We start from the raw sequence: 16,024 nt of genomic DNA on the forward strand, positions 1-16,024 counted from the left end.
CAATATCCCCCGGTTTTCCTGGCTGGGGATGCGCGCGCGCTTCGGGTATACTGCCCGGCCCTTTTTCAATGCACAGATTGTCGAGAATGGACGTAGAGCAGTACATGGCTGATTTGGGCCGCCGGGCCCGCGCCGCCTCGCGCGAGGTTGCGGCATCCTCTACCCGCGCCCGCAACGGTGCCCTGCTGGCTGCCCGGGACGCCCTGGACGGCGCGCGGGCAGAGCTGGCCAGGGCCAACGCGGCGGACCTTGAGCGCGGTGCCGCCAATGGCCTGGATGCCTCGCTGATGGACCGGCTGGAGCTGACGGCGGCGCGCATCGATACCATGCTCGAGGGATTGACCCAGGTGGCGTCCCTGCCCGACCCGGTGGGCAGCATCTTCGATATGAACACCATGCCCAGCGGTATCCAGGTGGGGCGTATGCGGGTACCCCTGGGGGTGATCGGCATTATTTACGAGTCGCGGCCCAATGTAACCGTGGAGGCGGCCAGCCTGTGCCTCAAATCCGGAAATGCCACCATCCTGCGGGGCGGCAGCGAGGCCCTGGAGTCCAATATGGCCATTGCCCGCTACCTCAACCAGGGGCTGGCGCAGGCGGGGCTGCCGGCGGCAGCGATACAGGTGGTGGAGACCCGCGACCGGGCTGCGGTGGGCCGGCTCATCACCATGCCGGAGTACGTCGATGTGATCGTGCCCCGGGGCGGCAAGAGCCTGATCGAGCGCATCAGCAGCGACGCCCGGGTGCCGGTGATCAAGCACCTGGACGGCACCTGTCACGTCTTTATCGACGAGGGCGCCGACGAGAGCATGGCCGAGGCCATTGCGGTCAATGCCAAGACCCAGCGTTACGGCACCTGCAATACCATGGAAACGCTGCTGGTGCACCGGGCCATGGCCGGCGCCATGCTGCCGCGCCTGGCCCAGGCCTTTGTGGCCGCCGGGGTGGAACTGCGCGGCTGTGAGCGCACCCTGGCCATTGTGCCCGCGGCAATCCCGGCCACCGAGCAGGACTGGTACGAGGAGTACCTCGGGCCGATTCTCGCGGTGCGGGTGGTCGATGATCTGGACGCCGCCATGGACCACATCAGCCGCTACAGCTCCCAGCACACCGAGAGTATTGTGACCCGCGACCACGGCCGGGCGATGCGTTTCCTGCGCGAGGTGGATTCCAGTTCGGTCATGGTCAATGCCTCCACCCGCTTCGCCGACGGTTTCGAATATGGCCTGGGCGCTGAAATCGGCATCTCCACCGACAAGTTGCATGCCCGCGGACCGGTTGGCCTGGAGGGGCTGACCTCGGTGAAATACGTGGTGCTGGGCGAGGGGCAGGTTCGCTCTTGAGTCAGTCCCTCACCCCGGTCGGGGTCTTTGGCGGCACATTCAACCCGGTGCACTACGGCCACCTGCGCTCGGCGCTGGAGCTCTGCGAGTTGCTGGAGCTGGATCGCCTCGGGCTGATGCCCTGCGCCCAGCCGCCCCACCGGGAGGCTCCGGACTGCAGCGCCGAGCAGCGCGCGGCCATGGTCGAGCTGGCGGTGCAGGATGAACCCCGCCTGTGCTGCGATCGGCGCGAACTGGCTCGCGAGGGCGTCTCCTATACGGTGCTCAGCCTGGAGGAATTGCGCGCCGAACTCGGCCCGGGTTGCAGCCTGGCACTGGTGCTGGGTTGTGACGCGCTGTTGAACATTGATAGCTGGTATCGCTGGCAGGAATTACTGGAGCTTGCCCATATTGTGGTGATTGCCCGTCCCGGCTGGCACTTTCCGGATTCCGGGGTCGTTGCCGACTGGCTGGCAGCGCACCGCAGTGACGACCGCACGGTGCTGCGCCAGCGCAGCCACGGGCACATACTGGTTGAGGAGCTGCGCCCGCTGGCGATCTCCTCCACCGAGATCCGCGACCTGCTCAGGGCAGGACGGTCACCCCGGTACCTGCTGCCGGGCCTCGTATTGGACTATATTGAAAGAGGACAACTTTACCGATGAGGAATGGCGCACCCATGAACAGCCATCAGCGCGATGCAAGCTGAGCAGTTAAAAGCACTGGTCGTAGAAGCCCTGGATGATCTCAAGGCCGTTAACACGGTTACCCTGGACGTCACCGGGCTTACCGACGTGATGGATTACCTGGTGGTAACCAGTGGCACCTCCAACCGGCATGTAAAGTCGCTGGCCGATAATGTTTGCATGGAGGCCAAGAAGCGGGGGCAGCGGGCCCTCGGCGTGGAGGGCGAGGATGCCGGTGAGTGGGTGCTGGTGGATTTTGGCGACGTGGTGGTTCACGTCATGCTGCCGGCGACCCGCGACTTCTACGATCTCGAGCGCCTGTGGACGGCACACCCCAAGCCTGATGCCGACTGATGCGCATCAGCATCGTCACCATCGGCACCAGAATGCCCGCCTGGGTCAGCCAGGGCGTGGCGGAGTACAGCAAGCGCATGCCGCGGGAACTGCGGGTGGAGTGGAAGGAGTTGCCCCTTGCCGCCCGGGGCAAGGGCAGTAACGCCGGCCAGCTGAAGGAGCGCGAGGGTGAGCAAATCCTCAAGGCCATTCCGGCCACTGACCGGGTGATTGCCCTGGACGTTGGCGGCAAGCCGGTTTCCACCGAGGGCCTCGCGGGGCAGCTGTCCGACTGGCAGATGTCCGGCGACAATTACAGTCTGTTGATTGGCGGCCCCGATGGTTTGTCCGCGGCCTGTCTGGCCCGGGCCGAGCGCAGCTGGTCCCTCTCGGCGCTGACCCTGCCTCATCCGCTGGTGCGGATTTTATTGGCCGAACAGCTTTATCGGGCTTGGACAATTACCGTCAATCACCCGTATCATCGCGAGTAGATTTTCTACCTCCGAAAAGCCAGGCCAAGCGGTTACATGCCCCAACACATCGCCCTGAAGGATCCTCACCGGGAGTCCCGGATATACAGTGCGAGAACCGTGGCTGCCGTGCTTGTGGTGCTGGCCCTGCTGGGCGTGATTCTGGCCCGCTACCACAGCCTGCAAATCACCGAATACGAGGTCTACCGTACCCAGTCGGAGAGCAACCGGGTAAAGCTCCAGCCGCTGCCTCCCAAGCGTGGCCTGATCTATGACCGCAATGGCGTGCTGCTGGCGGATAACCGGCCCAGCTTCAGCCTCTCGGTGATCAAGGAGCGGGTGCCTGACCTGGATGCTACCGTGGCGCAATTGCAGGCGCTGGTCCCGATCTCCACCAATCAGCTGGAGAAGTTTCAGGAGCGGCTGCAGCGCCGGCGCCCCTACGAAGCCGTGCCCCTGCGCTTTCGCCTGACCGAGGAGGAGCGTGCAGTACTGGCGGTAAACCGCTATCGACTGCCCGGGGTGGTGGTGGAGGCCCAGCTGTTGCGGCACTACCCCCACGGCGAACTGTTCTCGCACGCCCTGGGCTACGTTGGCCGTATCAACGAGAGGGAGGCCTTCGAGCTCGATGAGACCGACTATCGGGGCACCTTCCACATCGGCAAGGTCGGGGTGGAGAAGTATTACGAGGACCAGCTTCACGGCTCGGTCGGTTACCAGAATGTCGAAACCAACGCCCACGGGCGGGTGTTGCGGGTCCTGGAGCGTCACTTGCCAGTCCCCGGCGACGACCTCACCCTGCACCTGGACATAGAGGTACAGAAGGCCGCCTACGAGGCACTGGGCGAGCAGCGTGGGGCGGTGGTCGCCATCGATCCTTTGACCGGCGGAGTGCTGGCCCTGGTCTCGACGCCGGGCTTTGACAGCAACCTGTTTGTCAACGGCATCAGCAGCAAGGATTACAGTGCCCTGCGTGACTCTCCGGATGTGCCACTGTTCAACCGGGCGGTCCAGGGGCAGTATCCGCCGGGGTCGACCATCAAGCCGATGATGGGCATGGCGGGCCTGGAGTCCGGACTGGTGACGCCGGAAACCACGGTGCCGGATCCCGGCTGGTACCGCCTGCCCGGCGATTCCCACCGCTACCGGGACTGGATATTGCGCATCCGCGGGACCGGGCACGCGCCGGAGGTGGCGCTTAAAATGGCCATCGCAGAATCCTGTGATACCTACTTCTACGACCTGGGCAGGCGCCTGACCATCGATCGAATGGCCGAGTACCTGGCGCCTTTTGGCCTGGGGGACCGCACCGGTGTCGATACCACCAACGAGCGCCGGGGCGTGCTGCCCTCCACGGACTGGAAACGGGGTGCGCTTAACCAGCCCTGGTACCCGGGGGAGACCATCAGCGCCAGTATTGGCCAGGGCTACATGCTGACCACCCCGATGCAACTGGCGGCGGCCACCAGCGTGCTGGCGAGTCGGGGCGAACGGCGGATACCGCGCCTGGTCAAATCGGTTAACGGCGAGCCGGTGGCGGCACCGGTGCTTGAGCCCATGCAGGCCAGTGACGAAAACTGGGATGCGGTGGTTGAAGGCATGCTGGAGGTGATCCACGGCAAACGGGGTACGGCCAAGGCCCTGGCCAAGGGCATTCGCTACCAGATGGCGGGCAAGACCGGCACCGCCCAGGTGATCGGCATCGCCCAGAACGCGGTTTACAAGGAAGACGAGGTGGACGAGAGACACCGTCACCACGGCCTGTTCATCGCCTTTGCGCCGGCCGAGGCGCCGACCATAGCCGTCGCTATTATCGTCGAAAATGGCGGTGGCAGCTCCGCCGCCTCGCCCATTGCCCGCCGGGTGATCGACACCTGGCTTTACGGCAGCAGCGACTTCGAGGATCCCGCCTGATGGGTGACTACGTTCGCCAGATGCCCCACCAGGGCAGCGCCGACCTGGCCCGTCCACCCAGTGCCGCCAGCCGGATGCATATCGATGTCCCGCTGCTGCTGTTGCTGTTGGCGCTGACTGCCTACGGTCTGTTCGTGCTGTACAGCGCCTCCGGCCAGAGTATGGACGCGGTGATTCGCCAGGGTCGCTACTTTGTCGTCGCTTACCTGGTAATGATTCTCGGCGCGCAGGTCAGCCTGCAGCGCTATACCCGCTGGGCGCCGTGGCTTTACCTGGTCGGCGTTGGCACCCTGGTGGCGGTGATGTTTTTCGGCGTTGGCGCCAAGGGCGCCCAGCGCTGGCTGCAGGTGGGCGGCTTTCGCTTCCAGCCCTCGGAAATCATGAAGCTGGTGGTGCCCATGGCGGTGGCCTGGTACCTGGCCGACCGCATACTGCCGCCGCGGTTCAAGTATGTCTGTGTTGCCCTGGTGCTGGTGGCGCTACCCGCGGGGCTGATCCTGCAGCAGCCGGACCTTGGTACGTCCCTGCTGATCGCGGCCAGTGGCCTGTTTGTGCTGTTCATGGCGGGTATTGGCTGGCGCTATATCTGGGGGGCCGTGCTGTTGGGTATTGCCTCGGCCTGGCCAGCGTGGATGTTCGTCCTCAAGGACTACCAGAAACAGCGCATTCTGACCATGCTCAATCCCGAGAGCGATAAACTGGGCGCGGGCTGGAATATTATCCAGTCCAAGACCGCCATCGGCTCCGGCGGCTGGGAGGGCAAGGGCTGGTTGTCCGGCACCCAGTCCCAGCTCGATTTCCTGCCGGAAAGCCATACCGACTTCATTATCGCGGTGCTGGCGGAAGAGTTCGGCCTGCGCGGGGTGCTGGTGCTGCTGGCCCTGTACCTGTTGATACTGATGCGCGGTTTCTGGATCGGGGTCCAGGCGCAGAGCAGCTTCGGGCGGATGATGGCGGGCAGCCTGACCCTGACTTTTTTCGTTTACATCTTTGTTAACATGGGCATGGTAGCGGGGCTGCTGCCGGTGGTGGGCGTGCCCCTGCCGCTGGTCAGCGCCGGCGGAACCTCCGTGGTCACCCTCATGGCCGGTTTTGGCATACTCATGGCGGTCAGTACTGAAAAACGCATGGTGGTCCACTAATGCCCACCCTGCAAAACCTGAAAGAGCGTTTAATATGCATAAATTCCTGAGTCGGTCCCTGCTTGCCTGCACCTGCCTGTGGTCTGCCATCTCCTGCGCCGAAGACCAGAATTACCTGGCCAATCCGGCGGCGGTGGTGGTTATGGATGAACTGGTCAGCGAGGAAGGCTTCGACCGGCAATCGCTGGAGGCTATTTTTGCCGCTGCCTATCGCCAGCAGTCCATCCTCGACGCCATGTCGCGGCCGGCGGAGAAAACCAAGGCCTGGTACGAGTACCGCGAGATATTTATTAACGACAAGCGCATTGACCAGGGCGTTGACTTCTACCGCGAGCACCGGGACACGCTGGAGCGGGCCGAGCGGGAGACGGGGGTGCCGGCGGCAATCATTGTGGCCATCATCGGTGTGGAGACCTACTACGGGCGCATTGCCGGTAGCTATCGGGTGATCGACGCGCTAACCACGCTGGCCTTCGATTACCCGCGGCGCTCCGAATTCTTCACCGGGGAATTGAAGCACTACCTCATCCTGACCCGCGACCAGGGCATGGACCCGCTGGCGCTGAAAGGCTCCTATGCCGGCGCCATGGGCTACGGCCAGTTCATGCCCAGTAGTTACCGGAGTTACGCGATCGACTTTGACAGCGACGACAAAGCGGACATCTGGAACAATCCGGTGGACGCGATCGGCAGTGTCGCCAACTATTTCAAGGCCCATGGCTGGACACCGGGGGCCGAGGTTGTCGTTGCCGCCCGGACAGCGGGAGAAGTCCCGGAGGAAATGATGAGTCGCGGTCGCCAGCTCAAGCCACGCTTCACGGTGGCCGAGTTTGCAGCCGCCGGGCTGGTGCCCGTTAGCGATGCCGACCCCGCCGCCGAGGCCATTGGTATTGAATTCGAGCTCGCCGATGGCATGGAATACTGGTTGGGCCTGCACAACTTTTACGTCATTACCCGCTATAACCACAGTGCCATGTACGCCATGAGCGTCTACCAGCTGAGCCAGCATATTGCCGCGGGGGTCGCGGAGTGATGCTGCGTTTGCTGGCACTGTTGTCGCTCGCGGGGGTGGTCCTCCTGCATGGCTGCTCCTCGCCCAAAGGCAAGAACGGCGATGCCTACCAGGCAAGCCGCTATTCCCAGGCGCAGGACACTGCCCCGCTGCGGCACATAGGCCCGGACGCAGTGCAGGACGCCGTTCCCAGGGCGGATCCCATTCTCGCCGTGGGTAACAAGAGCCCCTACACAGTCAACGGGGTGAGCTATGAGATTCTCGAGGATTACCGCAATTACCGGGAGCGGGGCACCGCCTCCTGGTACGGCAGCAAGTTCCACGGCCACGAAACCTCCAACGGTGAAATCTTCGACCTGTACGCCGCTTCCGCCGCCCACAAGACCCTGCCCATACCCAGCTATGCCCGGGTGACGAACCTGGCCAATGGTCGCAGTGTCGTGGTGCGGGTGAATGACCGCGGCCCGTTCCACGGCGATCGCCTTATCGATCTGTCGTACGGTGCGGCGGTAAAACTGGGGTATATGGAGCATGGCACCGCCGAGGTGGAGGTCGAGGTGCTGAACATTGCCGGTGTTGACGACCGGCGCGACGCGCCGGGCACCCACTACCGATTCCTGCAACTGGGCGCGTTTGGCGCCGAGTCCTCGGCCCGCAGGCTGCAGGGTGAATTGCAGGCCTTCCTGCAGGTGCCGGTTTCCGTGTCCCAGGTCGATGCCAGCGGCACACTGCTGTACCGTGTCCGGGTGGGGCCGGTCGCCAGCGCCGACCAACTGGCCCTGGTGCAGCAGCAGCTGCGCGACGGCGGCTACCCGGCGGGACAGCCGTTGCCCTGACCTCCGCCGGGCCCGCCGGGCGGGCCGCCAGCTTCCTGTTGGCAGGCGCATGCGTTACCATTCCCCGCGTATTCAGCAACACTTCCACGGTCCCATTCCTATGATTCGATATCCCCTGGTCCTGCTTCTGGCGCTATTCACCCTCGCTGCCCAGGCTGTCTCCATTGTGCCTTCGCCCCCGCAACTGGGCGCCAAGGCCTATCTCCTGGTAGACGCCGAGAGCGGCGCGGTGCTCGCCGAGCACAATGCCGATATGCCCCTGCCACCGGCGAGCCTGACCAAAATGATGACCAGCTACGTCCTGGCTACCGAAATTAACGAGGGCAGGGTGGCCGACGCAGATATGGTGGCCATCAGCGAGAACGCCTGGTCCCAGAACCCGATCTTTGCCGGCTCATCACTGATGTGGATCGAGCCGGGCAAAGACGTCAGCATCGAGGATCTGCAGCGGGGCATTATCATTTCTTCCGGTAACGACGCCACGGTGGCGGTGGCCGAGCATCTGGCGGGCAGCGAGGCGGTATTCGCTGAAATGATGAACAGTCACGCCGAGAAGCTGGGTATGGTTGACACCTATTATGTAAATTCCCATGGCCTGCCCCATCCCGATCACGTCACCACCGCCCGCGACCTGGCGACCCTGGCCCGGGCAATGATCAAGGACCACCCCGAGCAGTACGCGATCTACAAGGAGCGCGAGTTCACCTACAACGGTATCACCCAGTACAACCGCAACAGCCTGCTGGCGGAAGACCCCACCGTGGACGGGCTCAAGACCGGCCATACCCAGGAGGCGGGGTATTGCCTGGTGGCCTCGGCAGAACGCCGGGACATGCGCCTGATTTCGGTGGTGATGGGCACCCGCTCAACCAGCGCGCGCAAGAATGACACCCGCAGCCTGCTGAACTACGGCTTCCGCTTCTTCGAAACCAGCACCGTCTTCGAAGCGGGCCAGGAACTGGAAAAACCCCGCATCTGGAAGGGGCAGGAAGACTACCTGCCCGTGGGCATCCTCGAGGACACCGTACTGACCCTGCCCCGGGGCAAGAAAGCGCATCTCGCCACCAGCGTGGAACTCAAGCCCAATATCGAGGCACCGGTGGCCGTGGGCGATGAACTCGGCACGGTGGTATTGAGCCTTGACGGGGAGACGGTATACCGGGGTCCGGTGTTGGCGCTGGCGGCGGTAGAGCCCGGCGGCTTTTTCGCCCGCCTGTGGGATATGCTGCTGATGTGGATCGCCAGCCTGTTCACCGTCAGTTGAGGGAGCCCGCCATGAGTGAACAGGAACCACCCAGGATAGAATTTCCCTGCGATTACCCGATCAAGGTGCTGGGCCGCAGGAGTGACGAGTTTCGCGGCATTATCCTCGAGGTATTCGAGCGCCATGCGCCGGGCTTTGACCAGCAGACGATTACCGTGAAGGACAGCGCCAAGGGCACCTTTACCTCCCTGACCATTACCATTACCGCGACCGGCAAGGAACAGCTGGAGGCCCTGCACCAGGACCTGCTGGCCACCGGTCATGTGCAAATGGTGATCTAGCGGTGCCCTGGTGACTGCAGTTGTCCGCAGGCTGGGGCTGGCCGAGTACCAGCCGGTGCTGGATGCCATGCGCGAATTCACCGACCAGCGCGATGAGAACACGGCCGATGAGCTGTGGCTGCTGCAGCATCCCCGGGTTTTTACCCAGGGCCAGGCAGGCAAGGCCGAGCATGTGCTGGCCCCCGGCGACATCCCGGTCATCCAGGTGGACCGCGGCGGCCAGGTAACCTACCACGGCCCCGGCCAGTGGGTGATATACCTGCTGGTGGATCTCAAGCGCCGCGGGCTGGGGGTGCGGGCGCTGGTCACCCTGATTGAGACCGCCATTGTGCGTCTGCTCGCCGAGTACGACATCGATGCGGCCCCCCGGGCAGACGCGCCGGGGGTCTATGTCGACGGTGACAAGATCGCGTCCCTCGGACTGCGGGTGCGGCGTGGCTGCAGCTATCACGGCCTGTCGCTCAATGTGGATATGGATCTGGAACCCTTCGGCCGGATCAACCCCTGTGGTCACGCGGGCCTGCAGGTTACCTCCATGGCCCGGCTGCTGGCCGGCCAGGATATCGCGCTGGACCCGGTGGGGGAGCGCCTGCTGGAAATTCTTGAGGAGGCCCTTGGCTAGCGCTTTACCGGGCGTTTCTGCAGTTTGCGCTGCAGGGTGCGCCGGTGCATGCCCAGGGCCCGCGCCGTGGCCGAGATATTGCCGCTGTTGTCATTGAGCACGCGCTGGATGTGCTCCCACTCCAGCCGCTCCACGGAAATCGGCTCCGCCGGTATCTCGGCCTCTGCGCCCTCGTTGCGCTCCTCGAAGGCCGCCAGCACCTCGTCGATGCTTGCCGGTTTGCACAGGTAGTTGCAGGCCCCGGATTTGGTTGCCTCCACCGCGGTGGCGATGCTGGAGTAGCCGGTCAGGACCACCAGTTTTGCCCCGGGGGCGGCGGCCAGCAACCGGGGTAACACCACCAGCCCGGATACCTCGGGCATGTTCAGGTCCAGCACGATGTAATCCGGCTGGAACCCGTCGCAGGCCGCTTCCGCTGCTGCGGCGCTGTGACAGCAGCAGACCTGGAAGTCGCGGCGCGCCAGGCCTCGCTGCATGACCGCAGTAAAGGTCTGGTCATCGTCGACCAGCAGAATTCGCTTACTCATGACGGTCCTCGAACAATGGCAGGTAGAGCGTCGCAATCGCACCCTGGTCCGGGGCGTTGCGCAGTTCGATGCGGCCACCGAAGCGCTCGACAGTGGCATGGCTCAGCAGCAGGCCGATTCCGAGCCCGGTGAGACTGGCGCGTATCGTCGGCTTGCCGATATCCGTCAGCAGCTCTGGTGCAATGCCGCTGCCCCAGTCCCTGATACAGATCTTCGCTTCCCGGTCACTCCAGTCATAACGGGCTTCGATCCGGGACGAGCCGGCATCGGCGGCGTTGTTGAGCAGGTTTTCCAGCGCCTGGGCCAGGGTCGGGTCCTGGTTGACCGGCGGAGCCTGGCCCTTGTCGGGGCCGATAACCTGGTAACTGACGCCGGGGCGGCGCACCGCCCAGCGCTCGACCGTGGTGGTGACGAAGCTGTCGAGGGCGGCCGGACTGCTGCGGCCTGCACTGCCGTGTTCGGCGGTGCGGCTGAGCCTGCCGAGGGTTTTCCGGCATTCGCCGATTTGCTGCTGTAACAGTCGGCAGTCCTCCCGGGTCTGTGCTGGCAAGGCCTCATCTGCCAGCATTTCGTCCACCAGCACGGTCATGGTCGACAGCGGCGTACCCAGTTCGTGAGCGGTGCCCGCGGCCAGGCTGGCCACCGCCATTATCTGGTCGCTGCGCAGCCGCTGTTCCCGTTGCGCCACTGCCCGGCTTTCCTGCAGACGCAGCTGAGCCCCCATGCGCACCACGAAATAGGTGATTAGCCCGGCGCTGAAAAGGAAGTTGAACCACATGCCCAGGATGTGCACATTGGCGCTGCTGTCGTGATGCATGCCGGCGTGGGGAGTGAACAGCTGGAAGGGCCGGTAATAGTACAGCAGCAGGCTGTAGGCGCCGAGGGAGGCCCCCGCCACCAGCCAGGTATAGCGCCAGGGCAGGACGGCGGCGGAGATGACCAGGGGCACGATGTAATAGGAAATGAAAGGGTTGTTGGCGCCGCCGGTAAAGTACATCAGCGCCGACCAGATCAGCACGTCCAGCAGCAGCTGGGCGAGGAACTCGCCGTCGGAGACCGGCCACGGCTGGTGGGTGCGCCAGAAACTGGCCACGGTCAACAGGCCCAGGGCGGCCAGGCTCACGGTCATGCCCAGCAGGTCCTCGGTGGTGCCGTTGACCAGCAACACATAGCACAGTACGCCGATCTGCCCGAGCAGGGCGATTGAGCGAATGATCAGCAGGCTGCGCAGGTTCTCCATGGCGGGAGAGTGTTTTTCGGGAATTGTCCTGTTCACCCGGGTGATTATACGGTGGTGGTCCTGGCGATTGCAGGGGCATAATGCCGCAGGCGGCATTTCGGCGACGGACCGATAGGCGTATAATCCGCGCTTTTTCACCGGAATCCCCCCATGTCAGAGCCTGGCTCATCACTTACCAACGCCATTGCCGCGCGCCGTACCTTTGCGATTATCTCGCACCCCGATGCGGGCAAGACCACGATCACCGAGAAACTGTTGCTGCTGGGGCAGGCGATCCAGGTGGCGGGCACGGTCAAGGGCAAGAAGGGACCCCACGCCACCTCGGACTGGATGAGCATGGAGCAGGAAAGGGGGATCTCGGTGACGTCGTCGGTGATGCAGTTTCCCTACCGGGAGCGCACGGTCAACCTGCTGGACACGCCGGGGCACGAGGATTTTTCCGAGGACACCTATCGCACCCTGACCGCGGTGGATTCGGCGCTGATGGTGATAGACGGCGCCAAGGGGGTGGAGGACCGGACCATCAAGCTGATGAACGTCTGCCGCCTGCGCGATACCCCGATCTTCAGTTTCGTCAACAAGATGGACCGTGATATCCGCGACCCCATCGAGCTGCTGGACGAAATCGAGGAGGTCCTGGACATCCAGGGTGCGCCGATCAACTGGCCCATCGGCATGGGGCAGTTCTTCAAGGGCGTATATAACCTGTATACGGACACCATTCACTGTTACACCCCGGGGCAGGGCGCGGTACTGGCGGACGACAAGCGCATCCAGGGCCTGGACAGCCCGGAGGCGCGAGCGCTGCTGGGTGACGAGTATGACGACTTCCTGGAAGAAGTGGAACTGGTGCGCGGCGCCAGCCACCCCTTTGACCTGGAGCAGTTTCTGGCCGGCAGGCTCAGCCCGGTGTTCTTTGGCACTGCGCTGGGCAATTTCGGGGTGCGGGAAATGCTCGATGATTTTGTCCAGTGGGCGCCGGCGCCCCTGGACCGGGAGACCACCAGCCGCCGGGTGCCGGCGATGGACGGCACGTTCAGCGGTTTCGTGTTCAAGATCCAGGCCAATATGGACCCCCGGCACCGGGACCGCATTGCCTTCATGCGCGTGTGTTCCGGCCGCTACACCAAGGGCATGAAGATGCGCCACGTGCGCCTGGGCAAGGATGTGAAAATAGCCGATGCGGTGACCTTCAAGGCCGGCGAGCGGGTGCTGGTGGAAGCCGCGGTTTCCGGCGATATCATCGGTCTGCACAACCACGGCACGATCCAGATTGGCGACACCTTCACCGAGGGGGAGGAGCTGCAGTTTACCGGCATCCCGCACTTTGCCCCGGAGCTGTTTCGCCGGATACGGCTGGCCGACCCGATGAAGTCCAAGCAGCTGCAGAAGGGCTTGCAGCAGTTGTCGGAGGAGGGCTCCACCCAGGTATTCGCGCCCATCACTTCTTCCGACCTGATTGTCGGTGCGGTCGGCCAGCTGCAGTTCGACGTGGTCGCCTACCGGCTCAAGGATGAATACAAGGTCGAGGCGATTTACCAACCGGTGAACGTCTATACCGCCCGCTGGGTTCACTGCGATGACGGGCGCAAACTGGAGGAGTTTCGCAAGAAGGCTGCCGAACACCTGTCAGTGGACGGCGGCGGCCACCTGACTTACCTGGCGCCGACGCGGGTCAACCTGGCGCTGATGGAAGAACGCTGGCCGGATCTGGAGTTCCGGGCCACGCGCGAGCACTAGCAGGTCGTCAGTAGTCGCTGTTGACGTCGGAAAGCTGCTCGTTGAGGGTCAGGAAGTCCCAGAGGATGCCAAGGCCGAACAGCCCGGCGCTGAACATGTAGATGATGCCTGTAATCCACTTGCCCATATACATGCGGTGTATGCCCAGCCAGCCGAGAAAGGTGAGCAGTATCCAGGTCAGGTCATAATCAATGGGGCCGGGGATAAAGCGCCGGTCTGCGTCCCGGGCCATGCCGGGAATCAGCAGCAGATCGATAATCCAGCCAACAAACAGCAGGCCCAGGGTGAAAAACCAGATCACGCCGGAAATCTGCCTGCCATAGTAAAATCGGTGCGCGCCAATAAAGCCGAAGATCCACAGCAGGTAGCCCATGAAAACGGAGTGGGTGGGTTGTTCCCGGTTCATGTTTCTCTCCCTCGGTGTTTTGCTCTATAGTTTGCGCTTGCGAGGCAGTTTGCAAGGGCGCTTGTGGGGCGGCCAGTCGCTATACTGATCTGGATCATGGCCCGCACATGGCAACAGGATAATCTGTGACCGCGAAACTGCACAACACGATTTAAAGGAGCAATAATGTCTGTAGAACATCACGATCTGCATCATGAATTTCCCGAGCTGGATGCGCGTATTCACGAGCTGAAGTTGAACGACAGCCATTTCCGGCGCCTGTTTGAGGAGTACCATGAGCTGACCCGCAGCATCGAGAAAATGGAGGACGAGGTCACCCCGGTGGCAACCCGCATCGAGGAGGAGGCCAAGGTTCGGCGGGTCAAATTGAAGGATGAGCTCTACCGCATGCTCACGGCGGCATGATGGCTTCCACGTCTCAGGAACAACTGAAGGCTGAACTGGAGCGGCGCCGCGCCGATATGCAGGCGCGGTTGCACAGCATCAAGCGCGATGTAACCCAGGAGCACTCCGGCGATTCCGCGGAACAGGCCCAGGAGCGGGAAAACGACGAGGTGGTCGATGCCATTGGCAACGAAACCCGCCAGTCACTGCGCGCAATCCAGGTGGCCCTGGATAAAATCGCCGATGGCACCTATGGCGAGTGTGAAAGGTGCGGCGGCGAGATCGGCGATGGCCGGTTACAGGCTATCCCGGAAGCGGTGCTTTGCGTCAGGTGTGCCGACTGACCACCAATGCCAGGCCCGGCCGAGGGGTTGGGCCTGACTGACTAACCCTCATCTTTGTTACCCTGCCGCGCGGTTCGCGCACCACTTTAGCGACTCCCATTGGCATGCATTTGCCGCCCTTGAGTGGGCAATCATGAATAAGGCTCATGTTTTTTGTTCATTGAATCCCGTTTTTGCATAGTGGCTCCGTCTCCTCCTCGCTACCGCCCGCCCCGCGGGGGCCGCAATGTGCAGCATTCACAATGGCTTTCGTCGGCGCACAGGCGTATAGTCCCGCCCCGTCGCGAGCCGCTGGGGCGTTAACGCACTGCCCGCAAAATAATGCCCGTTCCCGGTTGACAGGGTAGGGGGCGGTCATTAGAATTCGCGTTCCTTTTTTCGGGGGGTTCCCTTGCGGGCCTCTGGTTTTTTATTTGATTGGAGTTAGGTCAGGTGCAGAATCAACGTATTCGTATTCGCCTCAAGGCTTTTGACCACAAGCTGATCGACATGTCGACTCAGGAAATTGTGGAAACTGCGCGCCGTACCGGTGCCCAGGTGAAAGGCCCTATTCCCCTTCCCACCCGGAAGGAAAAGTATACCGTGCTGGTTTCCCCGCACGTTAACAAGGACGCACGTGACCAGTACGAAATTCGTACACACAAGCGTCTGTTGGACATCGTGGAGCCTACAGAAAAGACTGTAGACGCCCTGATGAAACTGGACCTGGCAGCAGGTGTAGAAGTACAGATTAGTCTTGGTTAACTACAATTCGTAGCAAGACCTGCCCGGGGCAGAGGGTCCCGGGTGTGTAATGCCCACTTACTCACACGGTAATTGGGCGGCCATAGAGGGTATAGCCCCGTACACTGAGAGGTTAGCAAAATGGCTATTGGCTTAGTCGGCCGTAAGTCCGGTATGACTCGTGTTTTTACCGAGGACGGCGCATCCATTCCAGTAACCGTAGTGGAGATTTCTCCAAACCGCGTTACTCAAATCAAAGAGCTCGAAACCGACGGTTATAGAGCAGTTCAGGTCACAGCGGGAAACCGTAAGGCCTCTAAAGTGAGTAAATCAGAAGCGGGACACTTCGCGAAAGCGGGTGTCGAGGCAGGTAACGCCCTGCTGGAGTTCCGTCTGGACGCAGCGGATGAAGCACCCGAAGTTGGCTCCGAGCTGACTGTGGAGCGTTTCGAGGTCGGCCAGATTGTCGATGTTACTGGCAAGTCCAAGGGTAAAGGTTTCCAGGGCGGTGTTAAGCGCTGGAACTTCTCCATGCAGGACGCCACGCACGGTAACTCCATCTCTCACCGTGCTCCTGGATCCATTGGCCAGTGTCAAACTCCGGGCCGGGTGTTCAAGGGCAAGAAGATGGCCGGTCACATGGGTGCCGCACAGGTAACGACCCAGGGTCTGGAAATTGTTCGTGTAGATGCCGAGCGCAACTTGCTGCTCATCAAGGGTGCCGTACCTGGTGCCCCCGGTGGTGACGTCATCGTGCGTCCTACCATCAAGGCATAAG

19 protein-coding genes are annotated in these 16,024 nt (G+C 62.7%); 16 read left to right on the forward strand and 3 right to left on the reverse strand.

Annotated elements, in window-relative coordinates:
- Positions 1 to 86 precede the first annotated feature (86 nt).
- From DWB85_RS13090 to lipB, 11 genes are all read left to right on the forward strand, one after another.
- Entirely contained in the window at positions 87 to 1,343 is a 1,257-nt protein-coding gene (locus DWB85_RS13090) for a glutamate-5-semialdehyde dehydrogenase (RefSeq protein WP_117955411.1), read from the forward strand.
- Complete coding sequence (gene nadD / locus DWB85_RS13095) at positions 1,340 to 1,987, forward strand: nicotinate-nucleotide adenylyltransferase (protein WP_117955413.1); 648 nt, start codon at positions 1,340 to 1,342, stop codon at positions 1,985 to 1,987. The genes DWB85_RS13090 and nadD overlap by 4 nt, the downstream gene beginning before the upstream one ends.
- 33 nt (positions 1,988 to 2,020) lie before the next feature.
- On the forward strand, positions 2,021 to 2,362 hold the full coding sequence (gene rsfS / locus DWB85_RS13100) for a ribosome silencing factor (RefSeq protein WP_117955415.1): 342 nt from the start codon (positions 2,021 to 2,023) through the stop codon (positions 2,360 to 2,362).
- Positions 2,362 to 2,832 carry a 23S rRNA (pseudouridine(1915)-N(3))-methyltransferase RlmH gene (gene rlmH, locus DWB85_RS13105; protein WP_117955418.1) on the forward strand — a complete coding sequence of 157 codons (471 nt, stop codon included), beginning with the start codon at positions 2,362 to 2,364 and terminating at the stop codon, positions 2,830 to 2,832. The genes rsfS and rlmH overlap by 1 nt, the downstream gene beginning before the upstream one ends.
- Positions 2,833 to 2,868: 36 nt before the next feature.
- A complete protein-coding gene (gene mrdA, locus DWB85_RS13110; RefSeq protein WP_117955420.1) occupies positions 2,869 to 4,725 on the forward strand; it encodes a penicillin-binding protein 2 in 1,857 nt (618 codons plus the stop codon).
- Positions 4,725 to 5,867: a rod shape-determining protein RodA gene (gene rodA, locus DWB85_RS13115; protein WP_117955423.1), complete on the forward strand. Its 1,143-nt coding sequence runs from the start codon at positions 4,725 to 4,727 to the stop codon at positions 5,865 to 5,867. The genes mrdA and rodA overlap by 1 nt, the downstream gene beginning before the upstream one ends.
- A gap of 34 nt (positions 5,868 to 5,901) precedes the next feature.
- Positions 5,902 to 6,900: a lytic murein transglycosylase B gene (gene mltB / locus DWB85_RS13120; protein ID WP_117955425.1), complete on the forward strand. Its 999-nt coding sequence runs from the start codon at positions 5,902 to 5,904 to the stop codon at positions 6,898 to 6,900.
- Entirely contained in the window at positions 6,900 to 7,715 is an 816-nt protein-coding gene (locus DWB85_RS13125; protein WP_117955428.1) for a septal ring lytic transglycosylase RlpA family protein, read from the forward strand. The genes mltB and DWB85_RS13125 overlap by 1 nt, the downstream gene beginning before the upstream one ends.
- A 100-nt stretch (positions 7,716 to 7,815) precedes the next feature.
- Entirely contained in the window at positions 7,816 to 8,979 is a 1,164-nt protein-coding gene (locus tag DWB85_RS13130; RefSeq protein ID WP_117955431.1) for a D-alanyl-D-alanine carboxypeptidase family protein, read from the forward strand.
- Between the two features lie 11 nt (positions 8,980 to 8,990).
- A complete protein-coding gene (locus DWB85_RS13135; RefSeq protein ID WP_117955434.1) occupies positions 8,991 to 9,260 on the forward strand; it encodes a YbeD family protein in 270 nt (89 codons plus the stop codon).
- A gap of 10 nt (positions 9,261 to 9,270) precedes the next feature.
- Positions 9,271 to 9,882 (forward strand): lipoyl(octanoyl) transferase LipB, encoded by a 612-nt coding sequence (lipB, locus tag DWB85_RS13140; protein WP_205422736.1) that lies wholly within the window; start codon positions 9,271 to 9,273, stop codon positions 9,880 to 9,882.
- Here lipB and DWB85_RS13145 read toward each other — a convergent pair.
- Positions 9,879 to 10,409: a response regulator transcription factor gene (locus DWB85_RS13145; protein WP_117955440.1), complete on the reverse strand. Its 531-nt coding sequence runs from the start codon at positions 10,407 to 10,409 to the stop codon at positions 9,879 to 9,881. The two genes, lipB and DWB85_RS13145, sit on opposite strands and share 4 nt — an antisense overlap.
- Positions 10,402 to 11,685, reverse strand: a complete 1,284-nt coding sequence (locus DWB85_RS13150; protein WP_133300620.1) for an ATP-binding protein — start codon at positions 11,683 to 11,685, stop codon at positions 10,402 to 10,404. The genes DWB85_RS13145 and DWB85_RS13150 overlap by 8 nt, the downstream gene beginning before the upstream one ends.
- A gap of 114 nt (positions 11,686 to 11,799) precedes the next feature.
- On the opposite strand from DWB85_RS13150, the gene DWB85_RS13155 reads away from it, so the two are divergent.
- Positions 11,800 to 13,389: a peptide chain release factor 3 gene (locus DWB85_RS13155; protein WP_117955444.1), complete on the forward strand. Its 1,590-nt coding sequence runs from the start codon at positions 11,800 to 11,802 to the stop codon at positions 13,387 to 13,389.
- Positions 13,390 to 13,396: 7 nt separating this feature from the next.
- On the opposite strand, the gene DWB85_RS13160 is transcribed toward DWB85_RS13155, so the two are convergent.
- On the reverse strand, positions 13,397 to 13,762 hold the full coding sequence (locus DWB85_RS13160; protein WP_117955606.1) for an NINE protein: 366 nt from the start codon (positions 13,760 to 13,762) through the stop codon (positions 13,397 to 13,399).
- Positions 13,763 to 13,960: 198 nt separating this feature from the next.
- Between DWB85_RS13160 and DWB85_RS13165 the strand changes: the two genes are divergently transcribed.
- The 4 genes from DWB85_RS13165 to rplC all read left to right on the forward strand — a co-directional run bounded on the left by DWB85_RS13165 (position 13,961) and on the right by rplC (position 16,023).
- Positions 13,961 to 14,200 carry an HP1242/YdcH family protein gene (locus DWB85_RS13165; protein ID WP_117955447.1) on the forward strand — a complete coding sequence of 80 codons (240 nt, stop codon included), beginning with the start codon at positions 13,961 to 13,963 and terminating at the stop codon, positions 14,198 to 14,200.
- Positions 14,200 to 14,523 carry a TraR/DksA family transcriptional regulator gene (locus DWB85_RS13170; protein ID WP_117955608.1) on the forward strand — a complete coding sequence of 108 codons (324 nt, stop codon included), beginning with the start codon at positions 14,200 to 14,202 and terminating at the stop codon, positions 14,521 to 14,523. Before DWB85_RS13165 ends, DWB85_RS13170 begins: the two co-directional genes overlap by 1 nt.
- Positions 14,524 to 14,955: 432 nt before the next feature.
- On the forward strand, positions 14,956 to 15,267 hold the full coding sequence (gene rpsJ, locus DWB85_RS13175; RefSeq protein ID WP_117955610.1) for a 30S ribosomal protein S10: 312 nt from the start codon (positions 14,956 to 14,958) through the stop codon (positions 15,265 to 15,267).
- 120 nt (positions 15,268 to 15,387) lie between these two features.
- A complete protein-coding gene (gene rplC / locus DWB85_RS13180) occupies positions 15,388 to 16,023 on the forward strand; it encodes a 50S ribosomal protein L3 (RefSeq protein ID WP_117955449.1) in 636 nt (211 codons plus the stop codon).
- Position 16,024: the final 1 nt, after the last annotated feature.

Source organism: Seongchinamella sediminis (assembly GCF_003457605.1).
GTDB classification, from domain to species: Bacteria; Pseudomonadota; Gammaproteobacteria; order Pseudomonadales; family Halieaceae; genus Halioglobus; species Halioglobus sediminis.